The organism is Paenibacillus sp. J22R67 (genome assembly GCF_059692175.1).
Genome location: NZ_JCAUAX010000006.1, coordinates 113,117 through 139,007, shown reverse-complemented (window position 1 = coordinate 139,007; position 25,891 = coordinate 113,117). Strand labels below are relative to the sequence as shown.

General features: G+C 48.0%; 24 protein-coding genes. 13 read left to right on the top strand and 11 right to left on the bottom strand.

Annotated features, from left to right (window positions below; genetic code table 11):
• Positions 1-92 precede the first annotated feature (92 nt).
• A complete protein-coding gene (locus tag AC58VC_RS22670; RefSeq protein WP_497371599.1) occupies positions 93-1,385 on the top strand; it encodes an arsenic transporter in 1,293 nt (430 codons plus the stop codon).
• An 86-nt stretch (positions 1,386-1,471) separates the two neighbouring features.
• Positions 1,472-2,083 carry a DUF2238 domain-containing protein gene (locus AC58VC_RS22665; RefSeq protein ID WP_497371597.1) on the top strand — a complete coding sequence of 204 codons (612 nt, stop codon included), beginning with the start codon at positions 1,472-1,474 and terminating at the stop codon, positions 2,081-2,083.
• Positions 2,084-2,101: 18 nt separating this feature from the next.
• Here AC58VC_RS22665 and AC58VC_RS22660 read toward each other — a convergent pair whose 3' ends face one another.
• From AC58VC_RS22660 to AC58VC_RS22640, 5 genes are all read right to left on the bottom strand, one after another.
• A complete protein-coding gene (locus tag AC58VC_RS22660) occupies positions 2,102-2,428 on the bottom strand; it encodes a YnfA family protein (RefSeq protein WP_497371595.1) in 327 nt (108 codons plus the stop codon).
• Between the two features lie 421 nt (positions 2,429-2,849).
• Positions 2,850-3,575: an anti-sigma factor domain-containing protein gene (locus tag AC58VC_RS22655; protein ID WP_497371593.1), complete on the bottom strand. Its 726-nt coding sequence runs from the start codon at positions 3,573-3,575 to the stop codon at positions 2,850-2,852.
• 4 nt (positions 3,576-3,579) lie between these two features.
• Positions 3,580-4,146 (bottom strand): sigma-70 family RNA polymerase sigma factor, encoded by a 567-nt coding sequence (locus tag AC58VC_RS22650; RefSeq protein ID WP_497371591.1) that lies wholly within the window; start codon positions 4,144-4,146, stop codon positions 3,580-3,582.
• Between the two features lie 150 nt (positions 4,147-4,296).
• On the bottom strand, positions 4,297-5,979 hold the full coding sequence (locus AC58VC_RS22645; RefSeq protein ID WP_497371589.1) for a hypothetical protein: 1,683 nt from the start codon (positions 5,977-5,979) through the stop codon (positions 4,297-4,299).
• A 137-nt stretch (positions 5,980-6,116) separates the two neighbouring features.
• The gene (locus tag AC58VC_RS22640) at positions 6,117-6,734 is read right to left on the bottom strand and encodes a nitroreductase family protein (RefSeq protein ID WP_497371587.1); all 618 of its coding nucleotides are present in this window, start codon (positions 6,732-6,734) and stop codon (positions 6,117-6,119) included.
• A 233-nt stretch (positions 6,735-6,967) separates the two neighbouring features.
• Here AC58VC_RS22640 and ligD point away from each other — a divergent pair, with 233 nt between their 5' ends.
• Complete coding sequence (gene ligD / locus AC58VC_RS22635) at positions 6,968-7,852, top strand: non-homologous end-joining DNA ligase (protein WP_497371585.1); 885 nt, start codon at positions 6,968-6,970, stop codon at positions 7,850-7,852.
• Positions 7,853-7,873: 21 nt separating this feature from the next.
• Here ligD and cls read toward each other — a convergent pair whose 3' ends face one another.
• Positions 7,874-9,304: a cardiolipin synthase gene (cls, locus tag AC58VC_RS22630; RefSeq protein ID WP_497371583.1), complete on the bottom strand. Its 1,431-nt coding sequence runs from the start codon at positions 9,302-9,304 to the stop codon at positions 7,874-7,876.
• A 204-nt stretch (positions 9,305-9,508) separates the two neighbouring features.
• Between cls and AC58VC_RS22625 the strand changes: the two genes are divergently transcribed.
• The 4 genes from AC58VC_RS22625 to AC58VC_RS22610 are packed head-to-tail and all read left to right on the top strand — an operon-like array spanning position 9,509 to position 13,999.
• Positions 9,509-11,188 carry a spore germination protein gene (locus AC58VC_RS22625; RefSeq protein WP_497371581.1) on the top strand — a complete coding sequence of 560 codons (1,680 nt, stop codon included), beginning with the start codon at positions 9,509-9,511 and terminating at the stop codon, positions 11,186-11,188.
• Positions 11,175-12,350 (top strand): Ger(x)C family spore germination protein, encoded by a 1,176-nt coding sequence (locus AC58VC_RS22620; protein ID WP_497371579.1) that lies wholly within the window; start codon positions 11,175-11,177, stop codon positions 12,348-12,350. Before AC58VC_RS22625 ends, AC58VC_RS22620 begins: the two co-directional genes overlap by 14 nt.
• 3 nt (positions 12,351-12,353) lie before the next feature.
• Positions 12,354-12,584, top strand: a complete 231-nt coding sequence (locus AC58VC_RS22615; RefSeq protein ID WP_497371577.1) for a hypothetical protein — start codon at positions 12,354-12,356, stop codon at positions 12,582-12,584.
• Positions 12,585-12,619: 35 nt separating this feature from the next.
• Positions 12,620-13,999, top strand: coding sequence for a GerAB/ArcD/ProY family transporter (locus tag AC58VC_RS22610; RefSeq protein WP_497371575.1), 1,380 nt, complete (start codon positions 12,620-12,622; stop codon positions 13,997-13,999).
• 45 nt (positions 14,000-14,044) lie between these two features.
• On the opposite strand, the gene AC58VC_RS22605 is transcribed toward AC58VC_RS22610, so the two are convergent.
• On the bottom strand, positions 14,045-15,136 hold the full coding sequence (locus AC58VC_RS22605; RefSeq protein ID WP_497371573.1) for a ParM/StbA family protein: 1,092 nt from the start codon (positions 15,134-15,136) through the stop codon (positions 14,045-14,047).
• Positions 15,137-15,337: 201 nt separating this feature from the next.
• Between AC58VC_RS22605 and AC58VC_RS22600 the strand changes: the two genes are divergently transcribed.
• The 3 genes from AC58VC_RS22600 (at position 15,338) to AC58VC_RS22590 (ending at position 17,653) form a co-directional block, all read left to right on the top strand.
• The gene (locus tag AC58VC_RS22600; protein ID WP_497371571.1) at positions 15,338-16,366 is read left to right on the top strand and encodes a M23 family metallopeptidase; all 1,029 of its coding nucleotides are present in this window, start codon (positions 15,338-15,340) and stop codon (positions 16,364-16,366) included.
• 5 nt (positions 16,367-16,371) lie between these two features.
• Positions 16,372-16,824 (top strand): bactofilin family protein, encoded by a 453-nt coding sequence (locus tag AC58VC_RS22595; RefSeq protein WP_497371569.1) that lies wholly within the window; start codon positions 16,372-16,374, stop codon positions 16,822-16,824.
• Positions 16,825-16,918: 94 nt separating this feature from the next.
• Positions 16,919-17,653: an HAD family hydrolase gene (locus AC58VC_RS22590; protein ID WP_497371567.1), complete on the top strand. Its 735-nt coding sequence runs from the start codon at positions 16,919-16,921 to the stop codon at positions 17,651-17,653.
• Between the two features lie 73 nt (positions 17,654-17,726).
• On the opposite strand, the gene AC58VC_RS22585 is transcribed toward AC58VC_RS22590, so the two are convergent.
• Both AC58VC_RS22585 and AC58VC_RS22580 read right to left on the bottom strand, forming a co-directional pair.
• Positions 17,727-18,638, bottom strand: coding sequence for an ABC transporter permease (locus tag AC58VC_RS22585; RefSeq protein ID WP_497371565.1), 912 nt, complete (start codon positions 18,636-18,638; stop codon positions 17,727-17,729).
• Between the two features lie 19 nt (positions 18,639-18,657).
• Positions 18,658-19,593 carry an ABC transporter ATP-binding protein gene (locus tag AC58VC_RS22580; protein WP_497371563.1) on the bottom strand — a complete coding sequence of 312 codons (936 nt, stop codon included), beginning with the start codon at positions 19,591-19,593 and terminating at the stop codon, positions 18,658-18,660.
• A gap of 137 nt (positions 19,594-19,730) precedes the next feature.
• Between AC58VC_RS22580 and AC58VC_RS22575 the strand changes: the two genes are divergently transcribed.
• A complete protein-coding gene (locus AC58VC_RS22575; protein WP_497371561.1) occupies positions 19,731-20,939 on the top strand; it encodes a sensor histidine kinase in 1,209 nt (402 codons plus the stop codon).
• A gap of 82 nt (positions 20,940-21,021) precedes the next feature.
• A complete protein-coding gene (locus AC58VC_RS22570) occupies positions 21,022-21,714 on the top strand; it encodes a response regulator (RefSeq protein ID WP_497371559.1) in 693 nt (230 codons plus the stop codon).
• Between the two features lie 393 nt (positions 21,715-22,107).
• Here the strand turns inward: AC58VC_RS22570 and AC58VC_RS22565 are convergent, their stop codons facing one another.
• Positions 22,108-22,578 (bottom strand): hypothetical protein, encoded by a 471-nt coding sequence (locus tag AC58VC_RS22565; RefSeq protein ID WP_497371557.1) that lies wholly within the window; start codon positions 22,576-22,578, stop codon positions 22,108-22,110.
• A gap of 180 nt (positions 22,579-22,758) precedes the next feature.
• Here AC58VC_RS22565 and AC58VC_RS22560 point away from each other — a divergent pair, with 180 nt between their 5' ends.
• Positions 22,759-24,036: an MFS transporter gene (locus tag AC58VC_RS22560; RefSeq protein ID WP_497371555.1), complete on the top strand. Its 1,278-nt coding sequence runs from the start codon at positions 22,759-22,761 to the stop codon at positions 24,034-24,036.
• Positions 24,037-24,395: 359 nt separating this feature from the next.
• Here the strand turns inward: AC58VC_RS22560 and AC58VC_RS22555 are convergent, their stop codons facing one another.
• Positions 24,396-25,880, bottom strand: coding sequence for a glutamate synthase subunit beta (locus AC58VC_RS22555; RefSeq protein ID WP_497371553.1), 1,485 nt, complete (start codon positions 25,878-25,880; stop codon positions 24,396-24,398).
• Positions 25,881-25,891: the final 11 nt, after the last annotated feature.

Genomic DNA, 25,891 nt, shown 5'->3' with positions numbered 1-25,891 from the left:
TTTGTCAGCCTTTATCCAATCTTTGATTTAAGCATTGACAAATAGTAGAGGAACTATGAAAATGTTGAAGAAATCCGATTCGGGAGGAACACATGATTTATTTGGCCGTCCTTATTTTTTTACTTACAATTACATTCGTCATCTGGCAGCCGCGGGGACTAAATATTGGATACTCCGCTTCAGCAGGCGCTATATTGGCGCTGCTTTTTCAGGTTGTTTCCCTGCAGGATGTTGCCACTGTAACAGGGATTGTTTGGAATGCAACATTAGCTTTTGTGGGCATTATTTTGATCTCCCTAATCCTAGATAACATAGGGTTCTTTGAATGGGCTGCCCTGCATATGGCGCGTATGGCCAAGGGCAACGGTAAACGCATGTTCATCTACGTCATCCTGCTGGGAGCCGCTGTTTCGGCTTTCTTCGCCAATGACGGTGCTGCGCTCATCTTGACACCTATTGTTTTGGCGATGGTTCGGGCTTTGAAATTTCCGGATAAAATGATTCTCCCCTTCATTATGGCAAGCGGATTTATCGCGGATACAACTTCCATTCCATTCGTTGTCAGCAACTTGGTGAATATTGTTTCGGCAGACTTTTTCAATATTGACTTTACCACCTATGCGAGCCGCATGTTCGTCACTAGCCTTTTCTCATTAGGAGCAAGCCTTCTGGTGTTGTATCTGTATTTCAGAAAAGATATTCCTGCGGATTATGACGGGACTCATCTCAAGCATCCATCAGCCGCCATTAAAGATCTTCGGCTTTTCCGACTGTCCTGGGTCATTCTAGGCGTCCTGCTAGCGGCATATTTGGCCAGTGGATTCGTTAAAATTCCCGTTTCCTTCATTGTAGGAATCGCTGCGCTTGTTTTCATTCTGCTCGCTCGCAGCAGTGAAGCCATCCAAACGAAGCAGATCGTTAAAGACGCTCCATGGGCTATCGTTATTTTTTCAATTGGCATGTATGTCGTTGTATATGGCTTAAAAAACGCCGGATTAACCGATGCGTTGGGAGAATTAATTGAAGTTATTTCGGGGCATGGTCTGTTGGCCGCCTCTGTAGGCATGGGGTTCCTGTCTGCTATCCTCTCTTCGATTATGAATAATTTGCCGACCGTATTGATTGGCGCACTGGCCATTCATGGCACGGAGACAGACGGTGTGATTCGAGAAGCCCTCATTTATGCCAATGTGATTGGCTCTGATTTGGGACCAAAAATGACACCGATCGGGTCGCTGGCAACACTGCTCTGGCTCCATGTTCTTTCCAAAAAAGGAGTAACTATCACTTGGGGCACTTATTTTAGAATCGGCATCGTTCTTACGGTCCCTACTCTGCTTATTACTTTACTTGGCTTATATCTGTGGTTGAAAATTATTGCCTAGTGACCGCATGACGTTTGCATTTATGTCCACACTATAAGAATGAGCCAATCTGCTATTTGAGTAGTATAAAGGAGAACGTGGACTTTATGGGTAAAAAGCAATGGCCTTTGTACGTGATGATCGCCGTATTTGCCGTGTACTGGGTGTTTATGGCGGTCACACCAACGGATCGCATGCAGTGGCTGATGGAAAATGTCCTGCTCGTTTCTGTCGTACTTGTCCTTTTGTTCACCTATAAAAAATTTCGTTTCTCTCAGCTGTCCTATTTGTTCATCTTTATCTTCTTGTGCTTTCATACTTACGGGGCTCATTATACCTATCAAGGCACCCCATTCGACGTTTGGCTGAAGACTGCTTTCCATACCCATCGAAGCTACTATGATCGGGTTGTGCATCTCCTGTTCGGGCTGCTCTGGGCATATCCTGCCCGTGAATGGCTGACCTGCGCAGGCAGGATGCGAGGCTTGTGGTCCTATGCGATGCCGGTGGCATTCGTTTTCGCTTTCAGTGCCTTCTTCGAAATCATAGAAATGGGTGCTGCCTATGTGGCTGGTCAAGTTGGCGAGGAGTATGTCGGACAGCAGGGAGATGCCTATGACTCTCAAAAAGATATGGGGCTCGGATTAGCAGGAGCCCTTATTGCAATGGTGCTGCTCGGTTGGAAGCGCAAGCATGGAGAAACAAAGCACGCCCATTGATGTAGGCCAAAGCCTACCCTAACCGCGAGGTGCCCATAGCATGATAGAAACACCTATGACACAAACGATGGCTCCGGTCCAGTCGTAAAGGTCAGGTGTTTTTTTGTCGATGACCCATCCCCATAACACGGCAAGGATGATGAATACTCCACCATAAGCTGCGTACACCCGCCCGAACGAGGGGAAACTCTGCAAGGTTGGAATGATCCCGTATACGATGAGGATGATACTTCCCACGATGCCGTACCACATTGGCTTGGATTCTCGCAGCCATAACCAAAGCAGATATCCTCCGCCTATTTCAGCAAGCCCTGCAGCAACAAATATCAATATGGATAACAACACAGTCTCATTCTCCTTACCTGAAAAGATTCGGACGAGGTTCACCTTGGCATTTTAAGCCATCATCTGAAATTTGCCTCGTCTTGTCAAGGAACTCCCGAGTTCGCTGAGGGAAGATAAGCTTTGACCGCCGCCAGGCATTAGATTAAGACAAATCCGCATTATTAGGAACTACAGGTCGCTATTTTGGTAAACAGCGGGAACTCCGCATCTGAAGGGGAACTACAAGCTCTTATTTCAGTGAAATGAGCCCGAATCCCGCCTAAATGGTGAAATAAGAGACCACAGTTCCTCTTAGCTGGCTCAAAGGGCTACTTTCCGTGAAATAGCGCCCTGTAGTTCCCTTCGCTTCACCCCGCGCACATCAAATAACAAACACGCTGCCCTGTGATCCAGTTCACAGGGCAACGTGTTCGTTATTTTATCAAGAAGTGCCCAAGACCTTCTTCCCACGTGGCTGCAGCCCATTGGGATCGGGTTCAAGGGTAACGCCAAAGGAGTCGATTTGGAAATCCTTGCCCTTCACCGGAATACTGTAAGTCAGCACGCCCGTGCCTTTCTCATCAACGCGAAGCGTTCCGCAGTTATATCGCTTTCCGTTCCGATTGAACCAGACCTGGTACGCGGTGTCCCCTTTTGTCTCCTGAAGACCTTGCAGATTAATGACCACGTTGTGGACATCGCCGTTCTGAAGCACCCATGCCGTCCCTGAGGCTGTTGGCATTGTACTCTCAACGGATTTTAAATGGAACGTATGCATGATTTCCGCAGGCTCACTTAAACCCGGATTCGCTGAAAGCGCTGAATTCTTCGGTTGATTATTCCACCAAATTCCCACGGCCAGCCCTAAGATAATAGCGGCCGACAACCCATATATCCACTTGAACGAACGTTTCTTCTTGTTTTTTATCGTCTTAAGCTTAGGCGGCAGGATGGCATGCATGACTTGCTGCTTCAAATCTGGCGGCAATTCCACTTCTTCCATTTCAAAAGGCAACGCCTGCCAAACATCCTGCAGGTCCCTTAATTCTTCACGGCAGCTGGCACAAGTTCGTAGATGCCGTTCGAAAGCCGCGCGTTCTAGCTCTGTACAATCGCCAGTCAAATAATTGACCAAGTAACTACAATCGACAGTTTCATGTTCTTTCATGACGTCATCCCTCCCTCAGTGATGTCAGATGCTTACGAAGTATTTTTAAACATTGATGCAAGCGGCTTTTGATCGTACCAACCGGTTCGTTTGTTTGAGTGGCAATCTCGCTTAAGGAATAACCTTGCCAGTACATCATATCGATTAATTGAATCTGGCTCTCGGACAAATGCACATAAGCCTCGTGTATTTGCTCTCCAATCCATTTGCGTGAGATAACGGATTCCGGATCTGGCGCGTCAGATACAAGGGAATGTTCCCATTCTCTAGGCTCAAACTGGATGACCTGCTCAAGTCTTCGCTTCTTCCTTAAATAGTCAATCGTTATATTCCGTGTAACCGTAATGATCCAATTTACATATCCGCCTTTGCTTGCGTCATAACCTTTCTCCGTCGTCCAGAGACGCGTAAAAACAAGCTGAACAATTTCTCTAGCCGCCTGTTCTTCCTTCAGAGATTTCAACGCAAAGGAATACACAAGCTTCGCATAACGATCGTAAAGTTCTTCGAGCGCAGGATGGTGCTTACCCAAGACCAACTTCATGAGTTCGGCATCCGTTCGATTTCGCATATTCGGCACACTCCGAGTCGAAATAAAGTTAATACTACTACCTTATCTCCGTCATGTTGTCTTGGCAATAGATTTATAGAAAAAGAAAACCCCGGCTGTGCTGAGCTTGCCAGCATGCCGGGGCGGGTATCTTGAATGAAAACTGTCTTGTTATCTTGCTTCTGTTTTGGCCGGATCGAGAACGAACCAGACCTTGCCTACATTTTGTCCTGTCGTTTCACCAGGAAGATGATCTTTCACCCAGTAGTAAAGCGGCCAGTCTTTGTAGGTGCTTTGCTTCTTACCGTCAGCTCGCGTAAGAACACCGAAATCACTTGCCGCAAGATCCGCGGAAACCGTCAGGTTCTCGTCGTAGAAGATTGGCCAGTTCACCAAACAAGGACCTACGCAGGAATTAGGGTCAGCCTTATCTTTGGTAAACAGGTACAGCGCCATGCCGTTCTGATCGACTAAGTAGGTACCTAGCGTATCGGATTTGCTTGTTTTTACAGAAGCATTCACAGCTGTTGTCCCACTGAATTTCGCAGGATCAATCACATACCAGACATGACCAACGTCCTGTCCTGTTGTGTCACCCATTTTCTTGTCATCCACCCAGTAGTACAGCGGGAATCCTTTGTAAGTCGTTTGCAGACTGCCATCCGCGCGAACCAAGGTACCGAAATCAGCCGAGTTCACACCCGTAGGTGCAGAAATTGCATTCGAGTAGAAAAGCGGCCATTTCTCCAAGCATTTGCCTGAACAATTGCTTACACCTTTCGAATCCTTATCATAGTAATACAAAGCCATCCCGTTAGCATCGGTCAAATAATTGCCAAGATCGGGCTTCGTGCCAATCGCGATTCCGCCATTTGAAGGTTTAATAACGAACCAGACCTTGCCCACATTATCGCCAACCGTGTCTCCCGGTTTCTGATCCTTCGCGAAGTAATAAAGCGGCCACCCTTTGTAAGTCAGTTGATCCTTGCCGTCAGCACGTGTGAAAACCCCGAAGTCTGCCGCGCTGAATTCAGCTGGAACCGTAAAATTGTTGGCATTGAAGATCGGCCAATTAGCTAGACAGGAATCAACGCAAGAATTAACATCTGCTACATCCTTGGTAAAGTAGTATAAGGTCATCCCTTTGGTATCTGTTAAAAAGCTACCTAAAGCATCGCTCATCTTCAGGCTAAGTGCCGGAGTTTCGAGCACACTAAGCTTGCTCGCACTAATCTTGCCTTTGTCGCTTAGGTCTACCGCCAGCGTTTTGGTTGACCCTTTGATTGGCGCTTTTAACGCCTCGAGAGTAGCGGTCGCAATATGTAGGTTCTTGAATGATTTCACGCCAGCAATCTTGGACAAGCCATTTTTGGCTGCAAAAGTAATGACATCATCGTACTGGAAATCCGTGCCTTGCCCGTATCCAAGGGATTCCAGCAAAACTTTGTAATACTGCTGCGCTGTGATACTAGCCATAGGTTCGAACGTATCGACACCTGTTCCCTGCCAGCCCAAAGCTGGATTCGCTTTCAAATAGCCAAGAATTGCTTGATTCTCCTTGGAAACACCGCTAGCATCCTTAAAGTTCGCAGTCCCACTAAATGCAAGCGCCTCGGATTCCAAGCCTTTTAACCTTAGAGACATAACCGCCGCTTGCAGTCTAGTCGTCGATTTATTCAAATATTCCGCGGTCAAGCCGCTGCCGTCTCCTTGCAGAATGCCCAAATCTCCCGCAATATCCGTTTCGGATTTGACGTTCAGTGGTTCCGCCGCCGCGGCCGATAAAGCCGTAACGCCTGCTGCTAAGCCTAATAATACAAGGGATGATACGATTACTTTTTTCACATTAACCATGCGCGATGACTCCTCCTTATTTTTGCTACTTAAGGTAACGAAGCATAGACAAGGGCGGTTTGATGATTTTAGAAAGAAATTTAAAAACCCCCTTCACTGTCTTCTGACAATGAAAGGGGCTATCTCACAAGTAGCGATTAGATAAATTTTACACGATCTTCAAGTGGTTGAAACTCTTTGTCACCAGGAACAAAGGTTGGTTTACCGAATGGCATTTGAGCAATCAGCTTCCACTCGCTTGGAAGATTCCATGTTTGAGCAACTTCATCGTTAATCAGTGGGTTGTAGTGCTGCAAGGATGCTCCAAGACCTTCTTGCTCAAGCGCCGTCCAGATGACGAGTTGCAGCATACCTGAAGATTGGTTGGACCAAATTGGGAAGTTGTCTGCGTAAGCAGCGAACTGAGCTTGAAGACCTTCCACAACCGTTTGATCTTCAAAGAAAAGAACAGTGCCGGAACCATTGCTGAAACCGTTGATTCTTTCTTCTGTTGGCGCAAAGCTGCCTGCAGGTACGATTTTTCTCAAAGTTTCTTTCGTGATGCTCCACAATTTATCGGATTGATCACCGAACAAGACAACAACTCTAGCACTTTGTGAGTTAAAAGCCGAAGGTGTATATTTCACAGCCTCGTTCACAATCTCTTGAATACGCTCATTGGAAATGACAGCATCTTTACTTAGTCCATAGTACGTACGTCTGTCTTTTACAGCCTTCAGGAAAGCACTACTTTTTTCTACCGCGTTGTTACTCATATAAATTCTCCTCCAATGTATGTGGTTTGTATAATTGCAAAAAAACAATATAATAACAAAATAGTACTATCTTCCACTTCATATGTTACTTACTATTTGTTACTTACTTTTATTATTATGATTTATTCATTGCGTTTTGTCAACCACTTTGGGCACGAAATCGCCTTAAAAGTTTGAGAACCCGTCCTAGAGGGAATAATCAGAACTAAACAAAGTACAGGAGGGATATTCCCATGGCGGTCACTACCAAAGGGACACTACTCGTGGAAGGGCATGAGCTGACAATCACCAATCCCAATAAGCTTCTATGGCCTGAAGCAGGCATAACAAAAGGAGACTATCTCTCCAAATTATCCGAGCTGGCTCCTTATCTGCTGCGTTACTGCCGCAACCGGCATTTAACGACCATCCGATTCCCTAACGGGTATGATCAGAAGTCCTTTTACCAAAAAAACGCCCCCGATCCAGTACCTAGCTTCGTGAAGCTGGCTCCGCTCGATGGCATTCAGTACGTTAATTTGGACTCCCTATCTACGCTCCTTTGGCTGGGCAATCTGGCTTGCTTGGAGTTTCATCCCTCTTTTCACCATATTGGGGATACCCTGCCGGCAGAATGGTTGATTGATATCGACCCCACTTTGGAGGAAGAGCCGCGCATTATGGAAGCCGCGCATATCATCGGCGAAGTGCTGGACTCCCTGCATATTCAGTCCATTGCCAAAACCTCTGGCGCCACAGGTATTCAAATTTATATTCCAATTCAACCTGGTTACACGTTCGAGCAGCTGCGGAAAATCGGTTATTTTATCGCCTCATATGTCGTCAAAATCTACCCGAATCTGTTTACGATCGAACGCTTTAAGAAAAACCGCGGGGATAAAATCTATATTGACTACCTTCAGCATTGGTACGGGAAAACACTATCTGCTCCCTATACCCCACGCGCCAAAAAAGATGCATCCGTCTCCACTCCCCTGTTATGGAAAGAGGTTGAACTGCGTCCTAGTCCTCGTGAATTCAATTTACATACGGTCCTCGACCGGTTAAGGAAATACGGCGACTTGATTGAAGGAGTTCCTCTCCAGAATTTAGACGCAATTTTAGCTCGGCTAAGTTAGTAGTACAGAATAGAGCTACTATTAGAATAAGGGAGACAACAGCCGAGCAATCACTTCTTTCCCCTTCTCCAAACGTGATCTTTGTTCAAATTCGGCTAATTTCAGTTCATCGCTTTCTTTTAAATCTGCCCAAAAGTCTGCTTCTAGGCGATCAATCACATCCTGATTAAACATAACAGCATTCAGTTCAAAATTGCTGAAGAAGCTGCGCATATCTACATTTGCTGTTCCTACGGTAGCCATCATATGATCAACGATCATAACCTTGGCATGCATGAATCCCTTACGATAGAGGTAGAACTGAACCCCCGCCTGCATAAGCTCCAGCAAGTAGGAGCGGGAAGCATATTGAACAATGCGGGAATCTGCTTTGTAAGGAAGAATGATGCGGACATCCACACCGCTGAGAACGGCCGTTTTGAGCGCCATCGTAATGCTCGCATCCGGAATGAAGTAGGGGGTCGTCATATACACCCGCTTCTTGGCCGCGACAATCCCCGCAAAAAACATCTCCTGAATCGCATCCCAGTAAGCATCCGGACCACTTGAAATGACCTGAACCAAAGACGTCTTCGACTCATGATGCTCAGGAAACATGGAATCATCAGCCAATCGCTCTCCGCTCACGAACAGCCAATCGGTCATGAAAGTCGTCTGCAAATAATACACCGAGTCGCCATGCAACATAAGATGCGTATCCCGCCAGAAGCCAAGCTTGGGGTCACCCCCTAGATATTCATCCCCAATGTTAATACCTCCAACAAATCCAACCAGCCCATCGATAACGATGATCTTGCGGTGATTACGGTAATTCATTCGTTTATCGAAAAACGCAATCAATGGTCTCAGGAAGGGATAGATCTCTATTCCCGCCTGTTTAAATCTATTTATGTAAGCTGCCGAAAGCGCATAAGAACCGATACCGTCATAAATGACTCGAACCTTCACCCCCTGCATCGCTTTGCGAATGAGCGCCTCTTGAAATCTATTGCCTATTGCATCATGCCGAATTGTATAAAATTCAAAATGAATATGCTTCTCCGCCTTCTCGATTGCCTTCAGCATCGCCTCATAGGTGATATCCGCATTTCGCAGCACTTCCACCCGATTGTTCGGTGAAATAGCCGAACCCGGAATGTTGTGAAGTAAACCGCACAAACGTGAGTCCTCGAAGAGTTCGTAGTGGGGCTCCTCAATTCTCTCCCGGTTATGGCTTCCCATGCCTAACCATTGGTGTCTGGTTTCAGAACTTCTACGACGCCCTTTGCGTCGAACTGTTTTGCGCTGGGTGTATTCCTTGGCTAAGAAATAATACATGAGGAAGCCGATGATCGGGAAAATAAATAGAACGAACAGCCAAGCCACCGTCTTCGCGGGTCGTTTGTACTCACCAATCAATATGGTAGCTGTCTGAAAAATGAAAAGAAGCAGTACACAAACAACCCAAATCACGAGCTTCACCTCCTCTCCCTGGCGCGAAAAACTTCCTTCCATATCCTTCTCACGTTAGCTTTTGCCAAGGGCTTCCCCACTATACTGATATGCCTTCAAGTCATGAACACAATAAAATTTTCCAACTTTCGTAATAAAATCCTTCATTTCGCAGAGAATAATAAACGCATTCTTATGATCATTCTGGCAGGAGGTGCCATTCGCATGGTCAAAACATCCAATCCATTGATGAAAAGCATCCTGCGCAAGCGCACATCGAACAAGCAGGAGGATTCCAGTGGCGAACAAAAAGGACTAGATGATTCGCTTGACTATCAATTCATCGAAGAGCTGAAGAAAACACCGCTCTCTCTGCTGTTGGATGATAATCATGCCTTCATCAAAGAAATTTTCCAGGACTGCTCCGATGTCGTCGTTCGCCAATTCGAAATTGAGCCGAGGATTCCAGCACTTCTGTTATTCGTTGATGGCCTCACGAACACCCAACTGCTGAATGACACGATGAAATCGCTCATGCTGATTGGCGGCGGCGAAACGTCCATTAAGCGCATCGCAGATGTCATTCTCCCCGTCTCCCAAACACAGATCTCGGATAATTACGGAGATCTGCTCGTTTCCGTGTTGGGCGGGGATGCCGCCCTGCTCGTTGAAGGAAACGACAAGGCCATCCTGCTCGGCATCCGCGGAACAGAAAAGCGCTCCGTCGCAGAGCCGGAGACGGAGACGGTCGTGCGCGGACCGAAGGAGGGGTTCGTGGAGAGCATTCGCACGAACACCTCGATGATCCGCCGCAAGCTGAAGACGCCCAGACTGAAGATGAAATCCATGTGCGTCGGCAAAGAGAGCAACACCAATCTCGTCATCTGTTACATGGATGACTTGGCGATGCCCTCCCTTGTCGAGGAGGTCGTCAAACGACTCGAGCTCATCAAGATTGACGCTATTCTGGAGTCCGGCATGATTGAAGAGCTAATACAAGACAATGCGTACTCCCCCTTTCCGCAAATGCAGTATACGGAGCGGCCGGATGTTGTGGCCGGGGCATTGCTGCAGGGACGGGTGGCCATCCTCACGGACGGCACGCCGTTTGCGCTCATCGTTCCTTTTGTTTTCATCCAATCGATGCAAACGGCTGAGGACTACTATGAGCGCTTCCAAATCGGCTCCCTCCTGAGAATGCTTCGTTACGTTTTCGTTTTTTTATCGCTGACGACACCCGCATTATACGTCGCGATAACGACATTCCATCAAGAGCTACTACCAACGACATTAATGCTAAGCGTTGCTGCATCCAGAGAAGCCATTCCGTTTCCCGCTGCCGTTGAAGCTTTCATCATGGAGATCACGTTCGAAGCACTGCGCGAAGCCGGTATCCGACTGCCCAAAGCAGTGGGCTCTGCGGTTTCTATCTTAGGGGCACTAGTCGTCGGACAGGCAGCCGTGCAAGCCGGGATCGTTTCTGCACCAATGGTTATTGTTGTATCCATTACCGGGATTGCGTCCTTCACGATCCCACGTTTTAACGGCGCTATCGCGATTCGCATGCTGCGTTTCCCCATCCTTTTGGCGGGAGCGCTGTTCGGCTTCTATGGCATCTTCTTCTCGCTCATGATTCTAATTGGCCATATGGCGAATTTACGCTCCTTTGGTGTGCCCTACTTATCACCCATTGGACCTTTATCCTCCGGCGATATCAAGGATGTATTCATACGCGCCCCTTGGTGGCAGATGGAGAAACGTCCGGAATTCTTGCCCGTTCAAGATGCTCAGCGCATGGACGACAAGCTCAGTCAACAGATCATGCAGGACGGAGGCCTAGACGGAAGCTCTATCCAGCATAAGCATCACTCCAGTGAGGAGGGCAATCAGAATGGTTCATCCTAGACGGCTATGCCAGCTCTTACCGCTCCCCCTCATCCTTGTCTGCCTGACAGGCTGCTGGGATCGAACTGAAACCAACGATATCGCATTTGTTCTCACGTCTGCCGTCGATTTGGAGGATGACGGCAAATACCGTGTATCCTACATGCTCCCTCTTCCCGGTTCCATGGGCGGAGCAAGCGGCGGAGGCGGAGGCACCTCGGGCGGCAAGAGCTACTACATCGACTCCGATGTAGGCGCTACGTTTCATGAAGCCAACACAAGGCTGCAAATGCGCATGTCGCGTCGCTTGTTTCTCTCCCATCGGAGGACAATCGTTATTGGAGAGAAACTGGCCAAGAAAGGCATTGGTGTGATCTTTGATACAGTGCCACGCTCACCAGAAAGCCGGATGACGTCCTTTCTTGTCGTTACCAAAGGCAAGGGTTATGACCTGCTGAACACCGAGCCGAGATTCGAACGGTTCCCGGCTGAAGTCATTCGGGAACTGACGAAGTCCAGGCAGTCCTTGGGTACTTCCACCAAGGATGTTGGCATTACTTTGAGCTTCAACAGTGATCCGATCCTGACTTTTTTGGAACCAAAAGAATCGCAAGGCTCCAAGGACCCTTCCCATGAAATTCAAATGATTGGGTATGGACAGTTTAAAGGCGACCGCTTGGTTGGCATCTACAAGAAACACGAGGCAGAAGGGCTCATGTGGCTCAGGAATCATGTCAAAGAATATCTCGTTTCCTTCCCACCAGAGGAAGGAAACGAAAGCGAAATTTCCATAACAGTGACGAAAGGACAAACACAAATCAAACCTAAGCTTCAACAAGACAAAGTCATCTTTGATATCCTCATCGACGCAAATGGCTCAGTGAAAGAAGATCTATCGAATCTTGATCTGAACAAGGCCGAAGTGATGCGGAAAGTTGAAAAGAAATTTGCGGAACAAGTCAGCAAATCCATCCAAGCGGCGATTAAGCAAATGCAAAAAGAAGGAACGGACTCTGCTCATCTTGGTTTGATCGTTTGGCGAAGCCATCCGAATGCGTGGAGCAAGGGCATAGAAGCGAACTGGGAAGCTTATTTCAAAGAAGCAGAGTTCCGCATTCACGTCAATGCTTCCATTCAAGAAACCGGCCTGATCAACAAAAATGTTATCAACGAGGGGATGTAACCTATGGATCGCATATTCATGATATGTTTTCTGGTTACTATGGCAGGCTCGCTGCTCATCGATCGCAGGATGCTGAGGCAAGAGAAAGGCTCAATCAAGATCACCTATGGTCTTTTCACTTTTCTCACCTTAGGCCTCTTCTTTAGCAAGTACTTGCATTGGACAATCCCCATGCCTTCGCGTTTCTTTATTCATACAGTTTCCCCTTGGTTTGCGCGAATGCTAGGTATTTAAGGGCTAAGGATTAAAGGGAAAAGGCGGAATTCACCATGGATAGAAAACAAGTGATCAATCAGCGGCAACTCTCCTGGTTAGCTTCTTCTGTCATCACAAGCGGAGGGATTCTCACCTTACAAAATGTACTGATTCGCGTCTCACAGATGGATGCCTGGTACAGTTACTTACCATCTGTTTTCTATGTTTTTGGGGTGGCGAGCTTTTTCGGCTACATCACCAAACTCTATCCACAAAAGAATATTTTCGAAATTGCACAAGAGGTGCTGGGCCGTTTTGGCGGTACCGTCATTAATCTGATTATGCTGTTTCATTTCTGGCAAATTGTGATGCGCGATATCTCATCCGTCTCACGGTTTAGTACAACGCTCTTGCTTCACAATACACCGCTTGAAATATTAACTTTGCTGCCTTGCCTACTGCTGATTTATTTTGGCAAAAGCAGCGTGGAAGTGATTGCCCGGGTGAATGATTTGTTCTACCCGCTCTTTGTCATTACGGTACTGAGCATGCCGCTCTTGCTGTCTAACGAGTTTTATTTCCGGCTTGTTACGCCCGCAATGACGATGCCCCTGGATCGTGTCGCTGCAAGCTCTTTGCTTACCATCGGCAGTGCAGGAGACATCTTCATTCTCGGGGCCTTTCTTCACATGATGAGCAACCCCAATCAAGTTAGGTCTTCCATCCGGCATGGATCACTGCTCGGAATTTTCCTGCTCACCATAGCGATTTTCTTAGTCTTGGTCGTTCTTGGACCCAAGATGCCGGGAAATTTCTTGTATCCCGTGTACAATTTGGTCCAAACCATTCATGTCACCGACTTTCTCGATCGTGTGGATCTCATCATCTTGATGATCTGGTATCCTACCGTTGCTTGTAAAATGATTGCGATCTATATGGCGCTTCTTCTGGGTATCTCCGCCATCCTAGATAAGCGCAACTATCCAACGATTAATAAGCCGGTCGCACTGTTCATGGTGATGACAACGCTGTTGTCATTCAAAACTACAACAGATCTATTAGCGTTCTCTAACTATAGCGCTCCCGTTTTCGCTCTTGGTTACCAGCCTTTGGTGATGGCCATTCTCCTGATAGCCGCCGCTCGGAAGAAACGCAAGCTGAGTAATCAAGCCGATACGAATAATAACTCGCCTGGCGGTCAGCCTTCTGGCGTGCAAGCGTCTCAGAAAATTGGAAAGCTCAGTCAACGGCTATCGTACAAGCACTGGCTTTGGGGAGGTAATGCGTTAATAGTCCTTGCGGCCCTTTGCTTGATGATAGGACTTATGTTCAGTAAATACCATTCCAGCATCGGGACAGTCTGCGCCTTCATTTTCGCCATTTGCATGTTTTTGACTGCTTTTACGACTTATATGGAGGTGAGTCAACTGAAACAATTGGAAGCCGGCAAATGATTCCGGGCGCAAAAAAAGCACCTGATTCACAGGTGCTTGCTCAGTTTAGACAGGAACTCCCTGGTTTAACCGACTTTTGGCCACCTTCAGGTAGCCATACATATTGAGAAATTCGCTTTCATTCGCGAAACGTAATTTCAGTGAACCTGCCGCCTCTTGGATGTAGGGTCTTAGGGCAGATGCGCCGCCACCAATGACATAAAAACATTGAATGTCGGGATATTTGCGCCAGCGTTTCTTGATCATTTCGATCATGCGCAAAGCTGCACGCCGGAAGTGCTGATCAACGATCGGCCTGATGTCAACTTGCCCTTCACCAAGCAATTGAATCGTGAAATCACGTTGCTTAATACGCTGTACGAGCTTGGCACGACTTGGAAACACATAGCTGTAAGCATCTTCCACATCGCGAATGACCGCATCAAGATACGTAGCGATGCCAATTTGCTCGCCATGGCTGAAATGATTGTCTATCGCCATCCGTTTGATAACAGGGAAATCAGTGGTCAGCGCGCCAATTTCACAAACGCCGATACAACCGTTGTAAATTTCTTCGTCCTTCACCTGCAAACTATCGTGGGTGGCTAGATGGAAAATAGCAGCAGCGCCTTCAATCGAAACAGCAACCTTACGAATGGTCACTTTAATTTTGCGGTTATGAAATTGCGGTGTGGATAGGAACGTCACTTCATGCTCGCCAAGCAATCTTTGCTCGAACTGTTGATTGTACTTCGCAAATGACCGAACCGGCAAACCCGTTCCCAGCGTATATTCGACTTCATCCACAGAGCCATAACCGCTGTTGATGGCTTGAGTGGCAAGACCTTGATAGGCCAGCGCAGTAAGCGCGACGATGAGGGATTGATCCGAAACCGCCTTATTATCGGTGTCTTCAAGCTCCAGGTTGTCTTCGTGCTCCAGCGCAAGCTGTCCGACGAAATAACGCTGATTTCTTTGGGAAAGAGAGGGACTGTAAATCATGACATCGAGCGCTTTCCAAGGGGAATCCTCTTCCTGTAAAATATGCCTTTCGTAACCCGGCGCAATAATGTTCGGGATGACCAAAGGTTCCCTGGAACCATCGAGAACCAGCTTAATGCTGTCGTTACCAATATCAATACCTGCTAACTTAATCATGCGTGCCTCCACTCCAAATCTGCTGTCTAACCTGTAATTACTATGAAGATTCGATTATATACGACACTATTCCTTCCTACTTTCGACTCATTTTGACTAGGACCACTAGGTATAAGGAAGGTTTTTATCGGATCATGACGAATCTTGTTGTTAGATAAAGTTTACCAAATTCAACCACGATAAGGAGACAAATTAGCCTTTATGAAGCTCAAATGGAAACCCAAAAAACTGACGCTGGTGATCATACCAGATGCCAATCAATCGGTCGTCAGGTTTCGAGTACCCCATTTATTCGCTTATATCGCAGGGGCCAGCTTTTCACTGCTGCTCCTAATAACCCTCATTACGTATGCCCTGCACGCGCAAACCACGAAGAAGGCCAATGCGCTGCAAGCTAAACTTAGTGGAGCGAACCAGCAATGGAACGCCACTTTAACCTCGAAAGACAAAGCAATTGAACAACTGCAAAATGAAGTCATTCAACTGTCTCAGCAAGCGGAGCAGATGAAGTCGCAAGTCGAAGAAATGAAAAAATTCGAGAACGATCTCAAATCCATTGCTGGGCTCGATGCCAACGAAACCGGCAAAGCGGTTGCCAGCACGACAGCAAATAGCGTAAACAAACCTGCGGAGGAACAGTCTCCTCCTGTCGCGATCAGTGGAATAGGCGGGAGTCCTTATCCAGCTTCTCAGGAAGCCATTATGCAGCTTGGCGAGCAGGCATCTGCCTCTTTTACAGCTCTAAACAGCGAAGTGAAAGAACTGCAAACCAGTCTAACCGAAACGAAACAAAAGGTTGCTGATAAACAGCACCTGCTCGCCATAACGCCAACGCTGTACCCGACGAATGTCAAGATCGTCACGTCAACGTTTGGTTATAGAACCGACCCCTTTACGCGTCGCCCGAGCTTTCACTCCGGCATTGACTTCGGGGCCAGGGAGAATGATGCCGTCTACGCCACCGCTGATGGAAAGGTCGTCAGTACCGGAAAGGATATTTATCACGGCAATAACATCGTCATCGAGCATTCCAAGGGCCTACGCACTTGGTACATGCATTTAAATAAAATACTTGTCAATAATGGAGACAACGTAGTCAAGGGTAGTACTATAGGCCTAGTTGGCTCCACAGGACGCAGCACTGGTCCCCACCTTCATTATGAAGTGCTCAAAAATGGGGAAAGCATTGATCCTAAACCATATCTCAAAGCGAATCGAAAGGATGACTAGACAGCATGTTTAAATCCAAGAAAAATCTTATGAATCCAAATACGACAGATACGTTGATTGGAGAAGGGACCACCTTTGAAGGACGCATTAAATCCGAAGCTAGTATTCGCATTGAAGGCGGCATCACAGGAGATATCGAATGTGCCGGGGATGTTATCATCGGGGAGCGCGGCGTAGTGAAGTCCAATGTTTCAGCCAGAGATGTGATTCTTGCAGGGAATGTCCATGGCAATATCATCACCAAAGGTAAACTGACCATAACGTCAACGGGCTCGCTGCAAGGTAATATTAGCGCGGCTTCCTTCATTATTGAAGAAGGCGGGCAATTCCAAGGAAACAGCAAAATGGAGACTGCAACTGCCACAGCATCACCTCAGCCAAGAAACGAACTGGATAGCAATAATCCGCAAGCACCCGCTGCAAATGGCGCTTACAAAGGAAATACCATTGCTATGTAAGGAAAAGCATCATCAAAGCTCCCCTAGGAGATGGGATAAGAGCATGGTATAATGGTTGGAAATTCATTTCTAACTGATGCAGGAGACATGGCCTATGAAAGAACAATCGATACTTTTTGATCTTGATGATACATTAGTGCATTGCAATAAATATTTTGATGTGGTTATTGACCAGTTCGTTGATCTCATGCTCACATGGTTTTCCGGACACGGGCTTGTTGCGCATGATATTAAACAAAAACAGCTCCAAATTGATCTCGCCGGCATCCATATCCATGGCTTTATGCCCGAACGTTTCCCCAAATCATTTGTTGAAACGTATCAATGGTTTAGCGGGCATTTCAACCGGAAAATGAGCGCCAAAGAAGAATCATGGCTGATGCAATTAGGCCATACCGTTTACGAATACACGGTCGAACCTTATCCGCTCATGAACGAAACGCTCGATCAGCTGCAGCAAGATGGCCATCGGCTCTTTCTGTACACTGGCGGCGATGCTTCGATCCAAATGAAAAAGGTCAAGGACCTGAGCTTAGACACCTACTTTCATGACCGAATCTTTGTCACCGTGCACAAGACCAAGGAATTCATGGAAACGATCATGCATGAGCAAGGCTTTGATCGCAAACATACGTGGATGATTGGAAACTCCGTCAAAACGGATGTGTTGCCTGCCCTCCATGCCGGCATCCACTCCATTCACATTCCAGTCGCGCAGGACTGGGTGTACAACACAGGAACGATCGATATCGCACCTCAAGGGGCCTTCTACCAACTTGGTTCCTTACAGGAAGTTCCCACCACTATTCAGTCGTATATCATGAAATAAATAACACGCAAAAAGACGATCCCACGGGTTGAAAGTAACCTTAGGAATCGTCTTTTTCTGTATGTGCGGAAGCTTACGCCGCCACATCGCGTCTGCGGAATATTTCCCAGGAAAGCAAGTTGAATACCAGGAAGTAGACGATCAGGACAACAATGGAAAATCCAAGTGTCATTCCTTCCGCAAGCGGCTGTCCCTCTAAGTACGGCGTAAGATCCGTATTGGCAAATAGGAAGTATTTGCCCCAGCTGTATCTCAGGAGCAGCATGGTAATGACCTGCCCGGCAAACATGATGAAGATACTGAGACCGATGGCCAAAGAGGAACTGCGGAATACGGTTGAGATCATAAACGCCAACGTCACAATCATCACGAGCTCAATCAACTTCAGCCCATAAGTCGCTAGCGTGTATACCAGCATACTCCCTTTATGCACTTGCCCCTCTGCGTCTACTGTCAGGTGAGGAAGTCCAAGGTTTTGGAAGCCATACAGGAACCCATTCACGATGAGTGCCGTGATAAACATGACAATCAACAGGGTCACAGCAAACAGAAGTGTTGTTATATATTTGGAGAGAAGAATTTTGGCCCGGCTCGCTGGACGAATAAGCAGCAGCTTAATCGTTCCCCAAGTGAACTCGCCGGCCACCATATCCCCGGCAATAATGACTGTAAACAGTGTCACTACGATGATTATGACAGAGGCCCTAATGGCTCCACCCCAGAGCGTGTTCTCCGTTGGCGGGATATTATGGTCTAACCTGTATTGTTGAAGCGCATTTTCTTCCTTCATCTCTTGTTTGGATTTTTCCGAAAGATTGTTGTTTTCCAACTCTTTCTTATTATACTCAATGGTCTCTGTCGCTCTAACCTTCCATTGATCGCTTGCGTCATCAGCACCCGGATGCGAAACCAGACCGGCCAAGACGACAATAACGATTAGCAGCAGGCCCAGTATCCACGTGCGCAGCCTGCGATAAATTTTCATCTGTTCATTTTGGATTAAATTAAGCAATTGGATCACTCCCCGTCATTTCTAAGAATTGATCCTCCAGCGACTTCGTTGCCGTACGGATTCCGTAGACAGCAAGTCCTGCCTCTACAAATCGTTTGTTCCACAGGGCGGTTTCTTCCTTATCGAGCATCAAGATCAGATCATCACCCTCTACCTCAGCCTTGACAGAATGTGCAGCAGCCAAAGCTAATGCCTTATCCGGCGACGACACTTCAAAAGCAACATGGAGCTTGCCGTCCGACCGGGCATACTCTTTGATCAGCCTGACATCCACCAGTTTTCCGTTCTGAATAATGGCAACCCGGTCGCACATAAGCTCCATCTCCGCCAGTAGATGGCTGGACACAATGACCGATATGCCATCCTCGCGCGTCAACTTGCGCAAATGATCGCGCAGCTCGCGAATACCAGCTGGATCTAGGCCGTTCGTAGGCTCATCCAGGATAAGCACATCCGGCTTATGCAATAGCGCCTGTGCAATTCCGAGTCTTTGGCGCATTCCCAAAGAGTAAGTTTTCACCTTATCATGAATCCGGTTTTCCATGCCTACAAGCTCAATGACCTCTTGAATGCGTTCCTCTCCTATTCCCGGGAACATCCTGGCGTAATGGACCAAATTGTGATAACCGCTCAGAAACTTATACATTTCTGGATTTTCAACAATTGCGCCAACATGCCGAATCGCTTGTTCAAAATGGGTCCGAATGGAATACCCGCCAATCCGGATATCCCCTTCCGTAATCGACATGAGTCCGACCATCATTCGGATCGTTGTTGTTTTACCAGCCCCATTCGGGCCTAGAAATCCAAAAACTTCCCCACGCGGGACGTCGAAGGTTAATTGATCAATAATCGTCTTAGCGCCGATTCGTTTGGTAATTCGCTCGATTTGTACAATCGGCGATTGGTCTTTGGCTGCTGCTGCCATCTTTTATCGCTCCCTACCGCTATAAGTCATAAGAGTCATACAGAATTGCTGCCTACAATATGACTGCGCTCACTATGGATTTTCCCAACAATTAGGTACAATGATCTTATACGATTTTACCTAGAAGGAGTTCCTCTATGATTCAAAGAAGACCTTGGCATGGCGTGGAGTGGTCCTTATTTATCGTTTTGACCGGCTCTGTACTGCTTGGCCTGCTTTACGCGCTGCTCCATATGAATGAAAATGAGCACGGTAATATCTTTTTAACCATATTAGCCCTGCTTCTATCGTACGGTGTTCCTTTTTTATTTTGGAGACCTACCTACATTAACACAACGATGTACCCGATTTCCGTATTACTCACAGGTATTCCTCTACAAATCTATCTATCATGGATGCAAGAAGATGCCTACCTTACTATTAATTGCCCATTAATGGTCATTGGATTCCTCACGGATCGAAAAAATGCTTGGTGGGCCGCTCCAATCTCACTGGTCGCCATGCCTGTTGCCTATTTCTTGATTATTCATCGAGGTATGGGGATGGGTGTTAGCGAGTTATTTAGCATCATTCTGAATGCGGTGCTATTTTTCGCCATTGGCCTTAGCTTGCAGAGAGTTGTAACCTCTAATGAGAAAACGGAAAAGCTTTTAGCGGAAAATCAACGTCAATACTATTTAATCCATGAGCAAAATAATGCCTTAGAGCAGTACGCCAACCAAATCGAGCAGTTGACCCTGCTGGAGGAACGCAATCGGATGGCTCGCGAGCTGCACGATACCGTCGGGCATACATTTACTTCCGTCATCATGGGCATGGACGCTGTTTCCTATTTAATTGAAGCCGCGCCTGACAAAGCCAAAGAAAAGCTCGACGTCCTGCGAACGGTCACTCGCAACGGCTTGGAAGAAGTGCGGCGCAGCATTCATCAAATGGTGCCCAAAGAAGGCGATATGCTGCTATCGCAACAATTAACAAGGCTGGCAAACGAATTTGCCCTCCATACTGGCACTCAGATCCGTTTTACGACTGTTGGGGAGGAATTTGATATTCCTAAACAAACCAAGCTCTCCCTCATTCGCTGTTTGCAGGAGTCCTTAACGAATGCCAAACGGCATGGCCGCGCTACCACTGTGGAAATCAAGCTCAATTATGTGGACGATGGTGTCGGCATTCGCATTGAAGATGATGGCGTCGGCACAGAGCAACTCAAGGTCGGCTTTGGAATTAATGCCATGCAGGAGCGGATCTTTGCGCTGCAAGGGACACTACAGGTAAGCTCAGCCGTAGGTCAAGGGACAATTGTCGAGTGCTTCATTCCTGCTAAGCGTTTACCTTCTTTTTAAAACCTTTCTTTCAAGCTGTAAGCATTGGATGGTACAATATGGCTAACAACACACAAGCACGTTACGCTAGGAGGAATCCCGTATGAACAATGTCCCACTGAAATTGCTCCTGGTCGACGACCAGGATTTAATACGTGAAAGCCTCCACATTGTGCTGGGCATGGACCCAGACATTGAAGTCGTGGGTTTAGCCGAGAACGGCCGTGTCGCCATCCAGCAGTGCGAAGAACATCTCCCTGATGTCGTCCTGATGGACATTCACATGCCTGTTATGGATGGCGTCGAAGCCACCCGGAAGATCAAGGAGACATGGCCGCAAATCCGTGTCATTATCCTGACTACCTTCCAGGAGATCACCTATGTCGTTGACGCCTTGGGAGCGGGAGCTGAAGGCTATCTGCTTAAGGCCATTCATCCTAAGGATTTGGCCGCCGGCATCAAATGGGTGCATCAAGGCGGCACCCTCATCCCACAGGACATCGCGAGAATGCTCGTGCAGCAAGCCAGAGGCGCTGCTGAGTCAACCGTTCGCGATAACGGTGTGTCTAGGCCGTCGGGCGAGGAGCCTGCCCGCACCGATACTTACGGACTGAGCGAGCGCGAAGTGCAGGTGCTGCACTGCATCGCTGATGGGCTGAACAATCGGGAAATCGCCGAGAAGCTTTTCCTTTCCGAAGGCACAGTGAAAAATTACATTTCCAGCATTTACTCCAAAATGGACGTTCGCGACCGTGTACAGGCTTCTAAGAAGGCGCATGAGGAAGGTATGCTTTAGTGTGAAGCAGCCGTGTGCGAAGCGGTAAAAGGTGAGGCTCTCCCTCGGTCATTTGATGACTTTTGGGAAAGCTTCTTTTTCTATGAAGTTTAGGTTCGTACATCTCCGCCGGACGCTACTCACTGGCCAAGCCTTGGCGGAAAGATCTGCGATGACCGCACGGATAAACTACAACCGTTCATGCAAGTGGCGCTTGCCACGCTAAATTTAACGCGAAATCCTCCAATATTTGATAATTCCCGTTAATCTGATGAGGCTGTCCTATAAGTTCAAAAAAAGAGGCCTCCCTCGGTCATTTGATGACTTTTGGGAAACCCTCTGTTTGTTGCGATATGGCTATCTCCCGACAAATAGCGGACCGCTGTTCCTCCTATGCAAGCCCCGTAGCTCTAACTACTCAAAAAGCTTTTCTAGAAAGCCCTTTTTTCTCTTGCGGATTTTCCGGTAACTTTTCACTCTGGAATAAGTAGGCTGCTCCTCCACCCGTGCTTGACTTTCCGAATACAGAGTCAATGCTGTTGAAGGCGCTTCATCGATGGCCTGCAGCTCGATCCGTTCCTCTTCCACCGGAGAGTCGAGTCTTCCGGCAACCCGGTTAATAATCTGCTCATAGAGCTTATGCTCCATCTGATGATGCATTTGCCGAAGCAGCTGTTCCTGCTGCTTGTTATGGAGTTCATGGTGCTCATGAAGCTGAGATTGAAGATCGGCTACCTGCCGCGAAAGAAGTAGGACCACTTTTTGCAGTAATAACAGATGTTGTGTCCCCATGGGTTCATCCGCGTCAAATTCTGGAGCGTCCTCGCCATTCTCGGCCAACAGCGCATACAGCTCCGCAGCCGTCATGAGATTCTCTTTCTTCATGGGCTTCCTCCATTACCGTTTCATGTCGCAGCAACAGTTCCACTGCTTATCCATCTTATTGTACATGAAGTTGCGGAAATGTTCACCTTTTTGATTTCCCATTGACTTCCAATCGCCCTTCTACTATTCTTGGCCTATCATCTACTCAAACTATGAAATGTACTGAAGGGGCACATTCCTATGCAAATCGATGCACCACTCAAAAAGAAGACACGCATGTTGGACCAGTTCCTGCTTCCTTTTATCCAATCGCGCGCTTTCCCTTATTTATGGCTAAGTCAACTCATTTCGATGCTTGGGGGCTCTGTCACAACCGTTATTTTACCAATGGTCGTTTACTCGCTTACAGGGTCAACAACGATGATGGGCTTGGTTATGACTGCCTATATGCTGCCTTACGTCCTCATGCTCCCCCTCTCGGGATGGATTGTCGACCGCTATGATCGTGTGAGAATTATGATGCTTTCCGATATCGTCCGCTTCATCGTCATGTTAGCCATTGCGGTGCTTATTTTCTCAGACGCCTTGTCCGTTCGTTTGCTTTTTGGTTTGGTAAGCCTTTATGGCCTTATGGAAGGACTTTTTCACCCGGCTTATTCCGCAGTGCGAGCCACCGTGTTCACACCGGACATTCGCAATGCCGCCAATGCGCTGACACAAGTGAGTAATCAAGGGGTCAGGATCATTGGCCCCATCCTAGGCGGGCTCATTATTTCCTCCATGTCTGCCAGTTATGGATTCGGCTTGGATGCACTAACCTATCTAATCTCCTACGTGTGTCTGTTGTTGTTAGTAAAAAAATCACTAGTTTCGCATCAAAATAAGTCAGAAACCTCAACAAGCAAGCCCTCCTTCGCATGGAAGCGTGAATTCCTTGAAGGAATCACGATCCTCAAAGGTCATCCCTGGCTTTGGATCACGATCCTTGCCTTTTGTTTCATTAATATTTGCTACACGGGCATTATTGTCATTCTCGTCCCTTGGCTGTTCAAGGTTCATCTGGGGCTCGATCCACTCGTTTACGGGGTAGGCATCACTTGCTCCGGTGCTGGAGCTATTACGGCAGCACTTCTCTTTGGGTCCAAAACGCAGTGGCGTCACCGTGGCATACTCGCCTATGGCGCAGTGATCCTGAGTGGCGCTGCGCTGCTAACGATGACCTTCACAACGTCACCTATTGTGCTTTCGCTGCTCATGGCCGTCCAAGGCTTCGGACTCATGATTTTCGGTCTCATCTGGGAGACCAGCCTTCAGGAATTAGTGCCACCCGAAGCTTTCGGGCGAGTGGTCAGTTTGGATTTGTTAGGCTCCTTTGCCTTATTGCCCTTGAGCTATTTCCTTGTCGGCTGGATTGCTGATCAAATCGGTGGCGTGATCACTATCACGATATTCGCTTCGATCGGCCTGGCCATTGTCGCCAGTGTGCTTTGTGTGCCGGCGATTCGGCGGTTTCAGTAGCAAGTTTCGGACTCAGAAGCCGTTATTTTAAAAATTCGACGTTCTATTTGGAACTAACGGACTGAGCGGGCGTTAATTGCAAATTCTAGAGCAGTATTAGGTTATTTCATGGCCGTTAGCCTCTCCTGAGTCCGTTAGAACTTGTATCCGGCCGAAATGCCTCAAATAAAGTCGGCTCAGTCCGTTAGATACTGGGGAGGCACAGGAGATCTTCCTGGGCAAGAAGATCTGGTAGATCTAGCCGGTGTGGGGACTTGCTCGTCCAACAGCTCCAGATCATCCAAACACAACTTCTTACACAACCAAAAAGGAAGGCCCCTAACCAAAGAGGCCTTCCTTTTCATTTTCCGTTTTCCGTTCTATGGTAAATTCGACGATCCCATCAAATAACGATCAACCTCACGAGCCACCGCGCGCCCCTCATTGATCGCCCAGACGACAAGGCTTTGCCCGCGACGCATATCTCCAGCGGCAAAAACGCCATCCACGCTCGTCGCAAACTTGCCGTACTCCGCCTTCGCGTTGGAACGCTCGTCTTTGGCGACGCCAAGCTGATCCAGCACCGTATTCTCCGGTCCTGTGAAACCCATCGCGATCAGTACCAGCTGCGCTGGATACACTTTCTCGCTGCCGGGTACTTCCACAGGGACGAACGCGCCTTTCTCGTTCTTCTGCCACTCGATCAGCACCGTGTGCAGCTCTTTCAAGTTGCCGTGCTCATCCCCCACGAATTTCTTCGTGTTGATTAAGTACTGGCGCGGGTCCTCGCCTTGAACCGCAGCAGCCTCTTGTTGGCCGTAGTCTACTTTGAGCACCTTCGGCCACTCCGGCCAAGGATTGTTCGCTGGACGCGTCTCCGGAGACTTCGGCATGATCTCGAACTGCGTCACGCTTTTGCACTTGTGACGCAAAGAGGTGCCCACGCAGTCCGTCCCCGTATCACCGCCGCCGATGACGATCACGTCTTTGCCTTCGGCGGAGATAAACTCACCGTCGGAATGCCCTGTATCCAGCAAGCTTTTCGTATTCTTGCTGAGGAATTCCATCGCCAGGTGAACACCGCCAAGCTCGCGGCCTTCAATCGGAAGGTCGCGCCCTTTGGTGGCTCCACCGCACAGCACGATGGCATCGAACTCCTCTTGAAGCTTCTCAATCGGATAGTTCACACCGACGTGCGCGGAGGTAATGAACGTGACGCCCTCGGCTTCAAGCAGGTCCACACGGCGCTGGACATACTTTTTGTCCAGCTTCATGTTCGGGATGCCGTACATCAGCAGTCCGCCCACGCGGTCCGCGCGCTCGAACACCGTAACCCAGTGACCGGCCTTGTTCAGCTGCGCTGCGGCAGCGAGTCCGGAAGGACCCGAGCCTACGACGGCAACCTTTTTGCCTGTACGCAGTTCAGGCGGCTCAGGCCTGATCCAGCCTTCAGTGAAGCCTTTATCGATAATGGCTTTCTCGATGCTTTTGATCGTAACTGGCGTGTCCTTAAGCCCCACTGTACAGGAGCCCTCACATGGCGCCGGGCATACACGACCCGTGAACTCTGGGAAGTTATTCGTTTTGTGCAAACGATCCAGCGCTTCCCGCCATTGTCCACGATACACGAGGTCATTCCATTCCGGAATGAGATTGTTAACCGGGCAGCCAGCAGCCATGCCGCTGATCAAAGCTCCCGTGTGGCAAAATGGAATGCCGCAATCCATACATCTTGAACCTTGCGTCTGCAATTTATCATCCGTCAGCGGTGTCGCGAACTCTTTCCAATGGCCAATTCGGACCAGCGGAGCAGCCTCGGTTGCCACTTCACGGCGATGTTCTATAAAACCGGTTGGTTTACCCATGAACGTCTAAT

What these genes read in the sequence shown, in the direction of transcription:
- AC58VC_RS22595 (WP_497371569.1), top strand. Translation starts at nt 16,372, where the DNA reads ATGTTTAAATCCAAGAAAAATCTTATGAATCCAAATACGACAGATACG.
- AC58VC_RS22640 (WP_497371587.1), bottom strand. Translation starts at nt 6,734, where the DNA reads ATGAGTAACAACGCGGTAGAAAAAAGTAGTGCTTTCCTGAAGGCTGTA.
- AC58VC_RS22580 (WP_497371563.1), bottom strand. Translation starts at nt 19,593, where the DNA reads ATGGCAGCAGCAGCCAAAGACCAATCGCCGATTGTACAAATCGAGCGA.
- AC58VC_RS22585 (WP_497371565.1), bottom strand. Translation starts at nt 18,638, where the DNA reads ATGAAAATTTATCGCAGGCTGCGCACGTGGATACTGGGCCTGCTGCTA.
- AC58VC_RS22565 (WP_497371557.1), bottom strand. Translation starts at nt 22,578, where the DNA reads ATGAAGAAAGAGAATCTCATGACGGCTGCGGAGCTGTATGCGCTGTTG.
- ligD (WP_497371585.1), top strand. Translation starts at nt 6,968, where the DNA reads ATGGCGGTCACTACCAAAGGGACACTACTCGTGGAAGGGCATGAGCTG.
- AC58VC_RS22645 (WP_497371589.1), bottom strand. Translation starts at nt 5,979, where the DNA reads ATGGTTAATGTGAAAAAAGTAATCGTATCATCCCTTGTATTATTAGGC.
- AC58VC_RS22665 (WP_497371597.1), top strand. Translation starts at nt 1,472, where the DNA reads ATGGGTAAAAAGCAATGGCCTTTGTACGTGATGATCGCCGTATTTGCC.
- AC58VC_RS22610 (WP_497371575.1), top strand. Translation starts at nt 12,620, where the DNA reads ATGGATAGAAAACAAGTGATCAATCAGCGGCAACTCTCCTGGTTAGCT.
- AC58VC_RS22620 (WP_497371579.1), top strand. Translation starts at nt 11,175, where the DNA reads ATGGTTCATCCTAGACGGCTATGCCAGCTCTTACCGCTCCCCCTCATC.
- AC58VC_RS22590 (WP_497371567.1), top strand. Translation starts at nt 16,919, where the DNA reads ATGAAAGAACAATCGATACTTTTTGATCTTGATGATACATTAGTGCAT.
- AC58VC_RS22600 (WP_497371571.1), top strand. Translation starts at nt 15,338, where the DNA reads ATGAAGCTCAAATGGAAACCCAAAAAACTGACGCTGGTGATCATACCA.
- AC58VC_RS22605 (WP_497371573.1), bottom strand. Translation starts at nt 15,136, where the DNA reads ATGATTAAGTTAGCAGGTATTGATATTGGTAACGACAGCATTAAGCTG.
- AC58VC_RS22560 (WP_497371555.1), top strand. Translation starts at nt 22,759, where the DNA reads ATGCAAATCGATGCACCACTCAAAAAGAAGACACGCATGTTGGACCAG.
- AC58VC_RS22615 (WP_497371577.1), top strand. Translation starts at nt 12,354, where the DNA reads ATGGATCGCATATTCATGATATGTTTTCTGGTTACTATGGCAGGCTCG.
- AC58VC_RS22570 (WP_497371559.1), top strand. Translation starts at nt 21,022, where the DNA reads ATGAACAATGTCCCACTGAAATTGCTCCTGGTCGACGACCAGGATTTA.
- AC58VC_RS22670 (WP_497371599.1), top strand. Translation starts at nt 93, where the DNA reads ATGATTTATTTGGCCGTCCTTATTTTTTTACTTACAATTACATTCGTC.
- AC58VC_RS22655 (WP_497371593.1), bottom strand. Translation starts at nt 3,575, where the DNA reads ATGAAAGAACATGAAACTGTCGATTGTAGTTACTTGGTCAATTATTTG.
- AC58VC_RS22625 (WP_497371581.1), top strand. Translation starts at nt 9,509, where the DNA reads ATGGTCAAAACATCCAATCCATTGATGAAAAGCATCCTGCGCAAGCGC.
- AC58VC_RS22575 (WP_497371561.1), top strand. Translation starts at nt 19,731, where the DNA reads ATGATTCAAAGAAGACCTTGGCATGGCGTGGAGTGGTCCTTATTTATC.
- AC58VC_RS22555 (WP_497371553.1), bottom strand. Translation starts at nt 25,880, where the DNA reads ATGGGTAAACCAACCGGTTTTATAGAACATCGCCGTGAAGTGGCAACC.
- AC58VC_RS22650 (WP_497371591.1), bottom strand. Translation starts at nt 4,146, where the DNA reads ATGCGAAATCGAACGGATGCCGAACTCATGAAGTTGGTCTTGGGTAAG.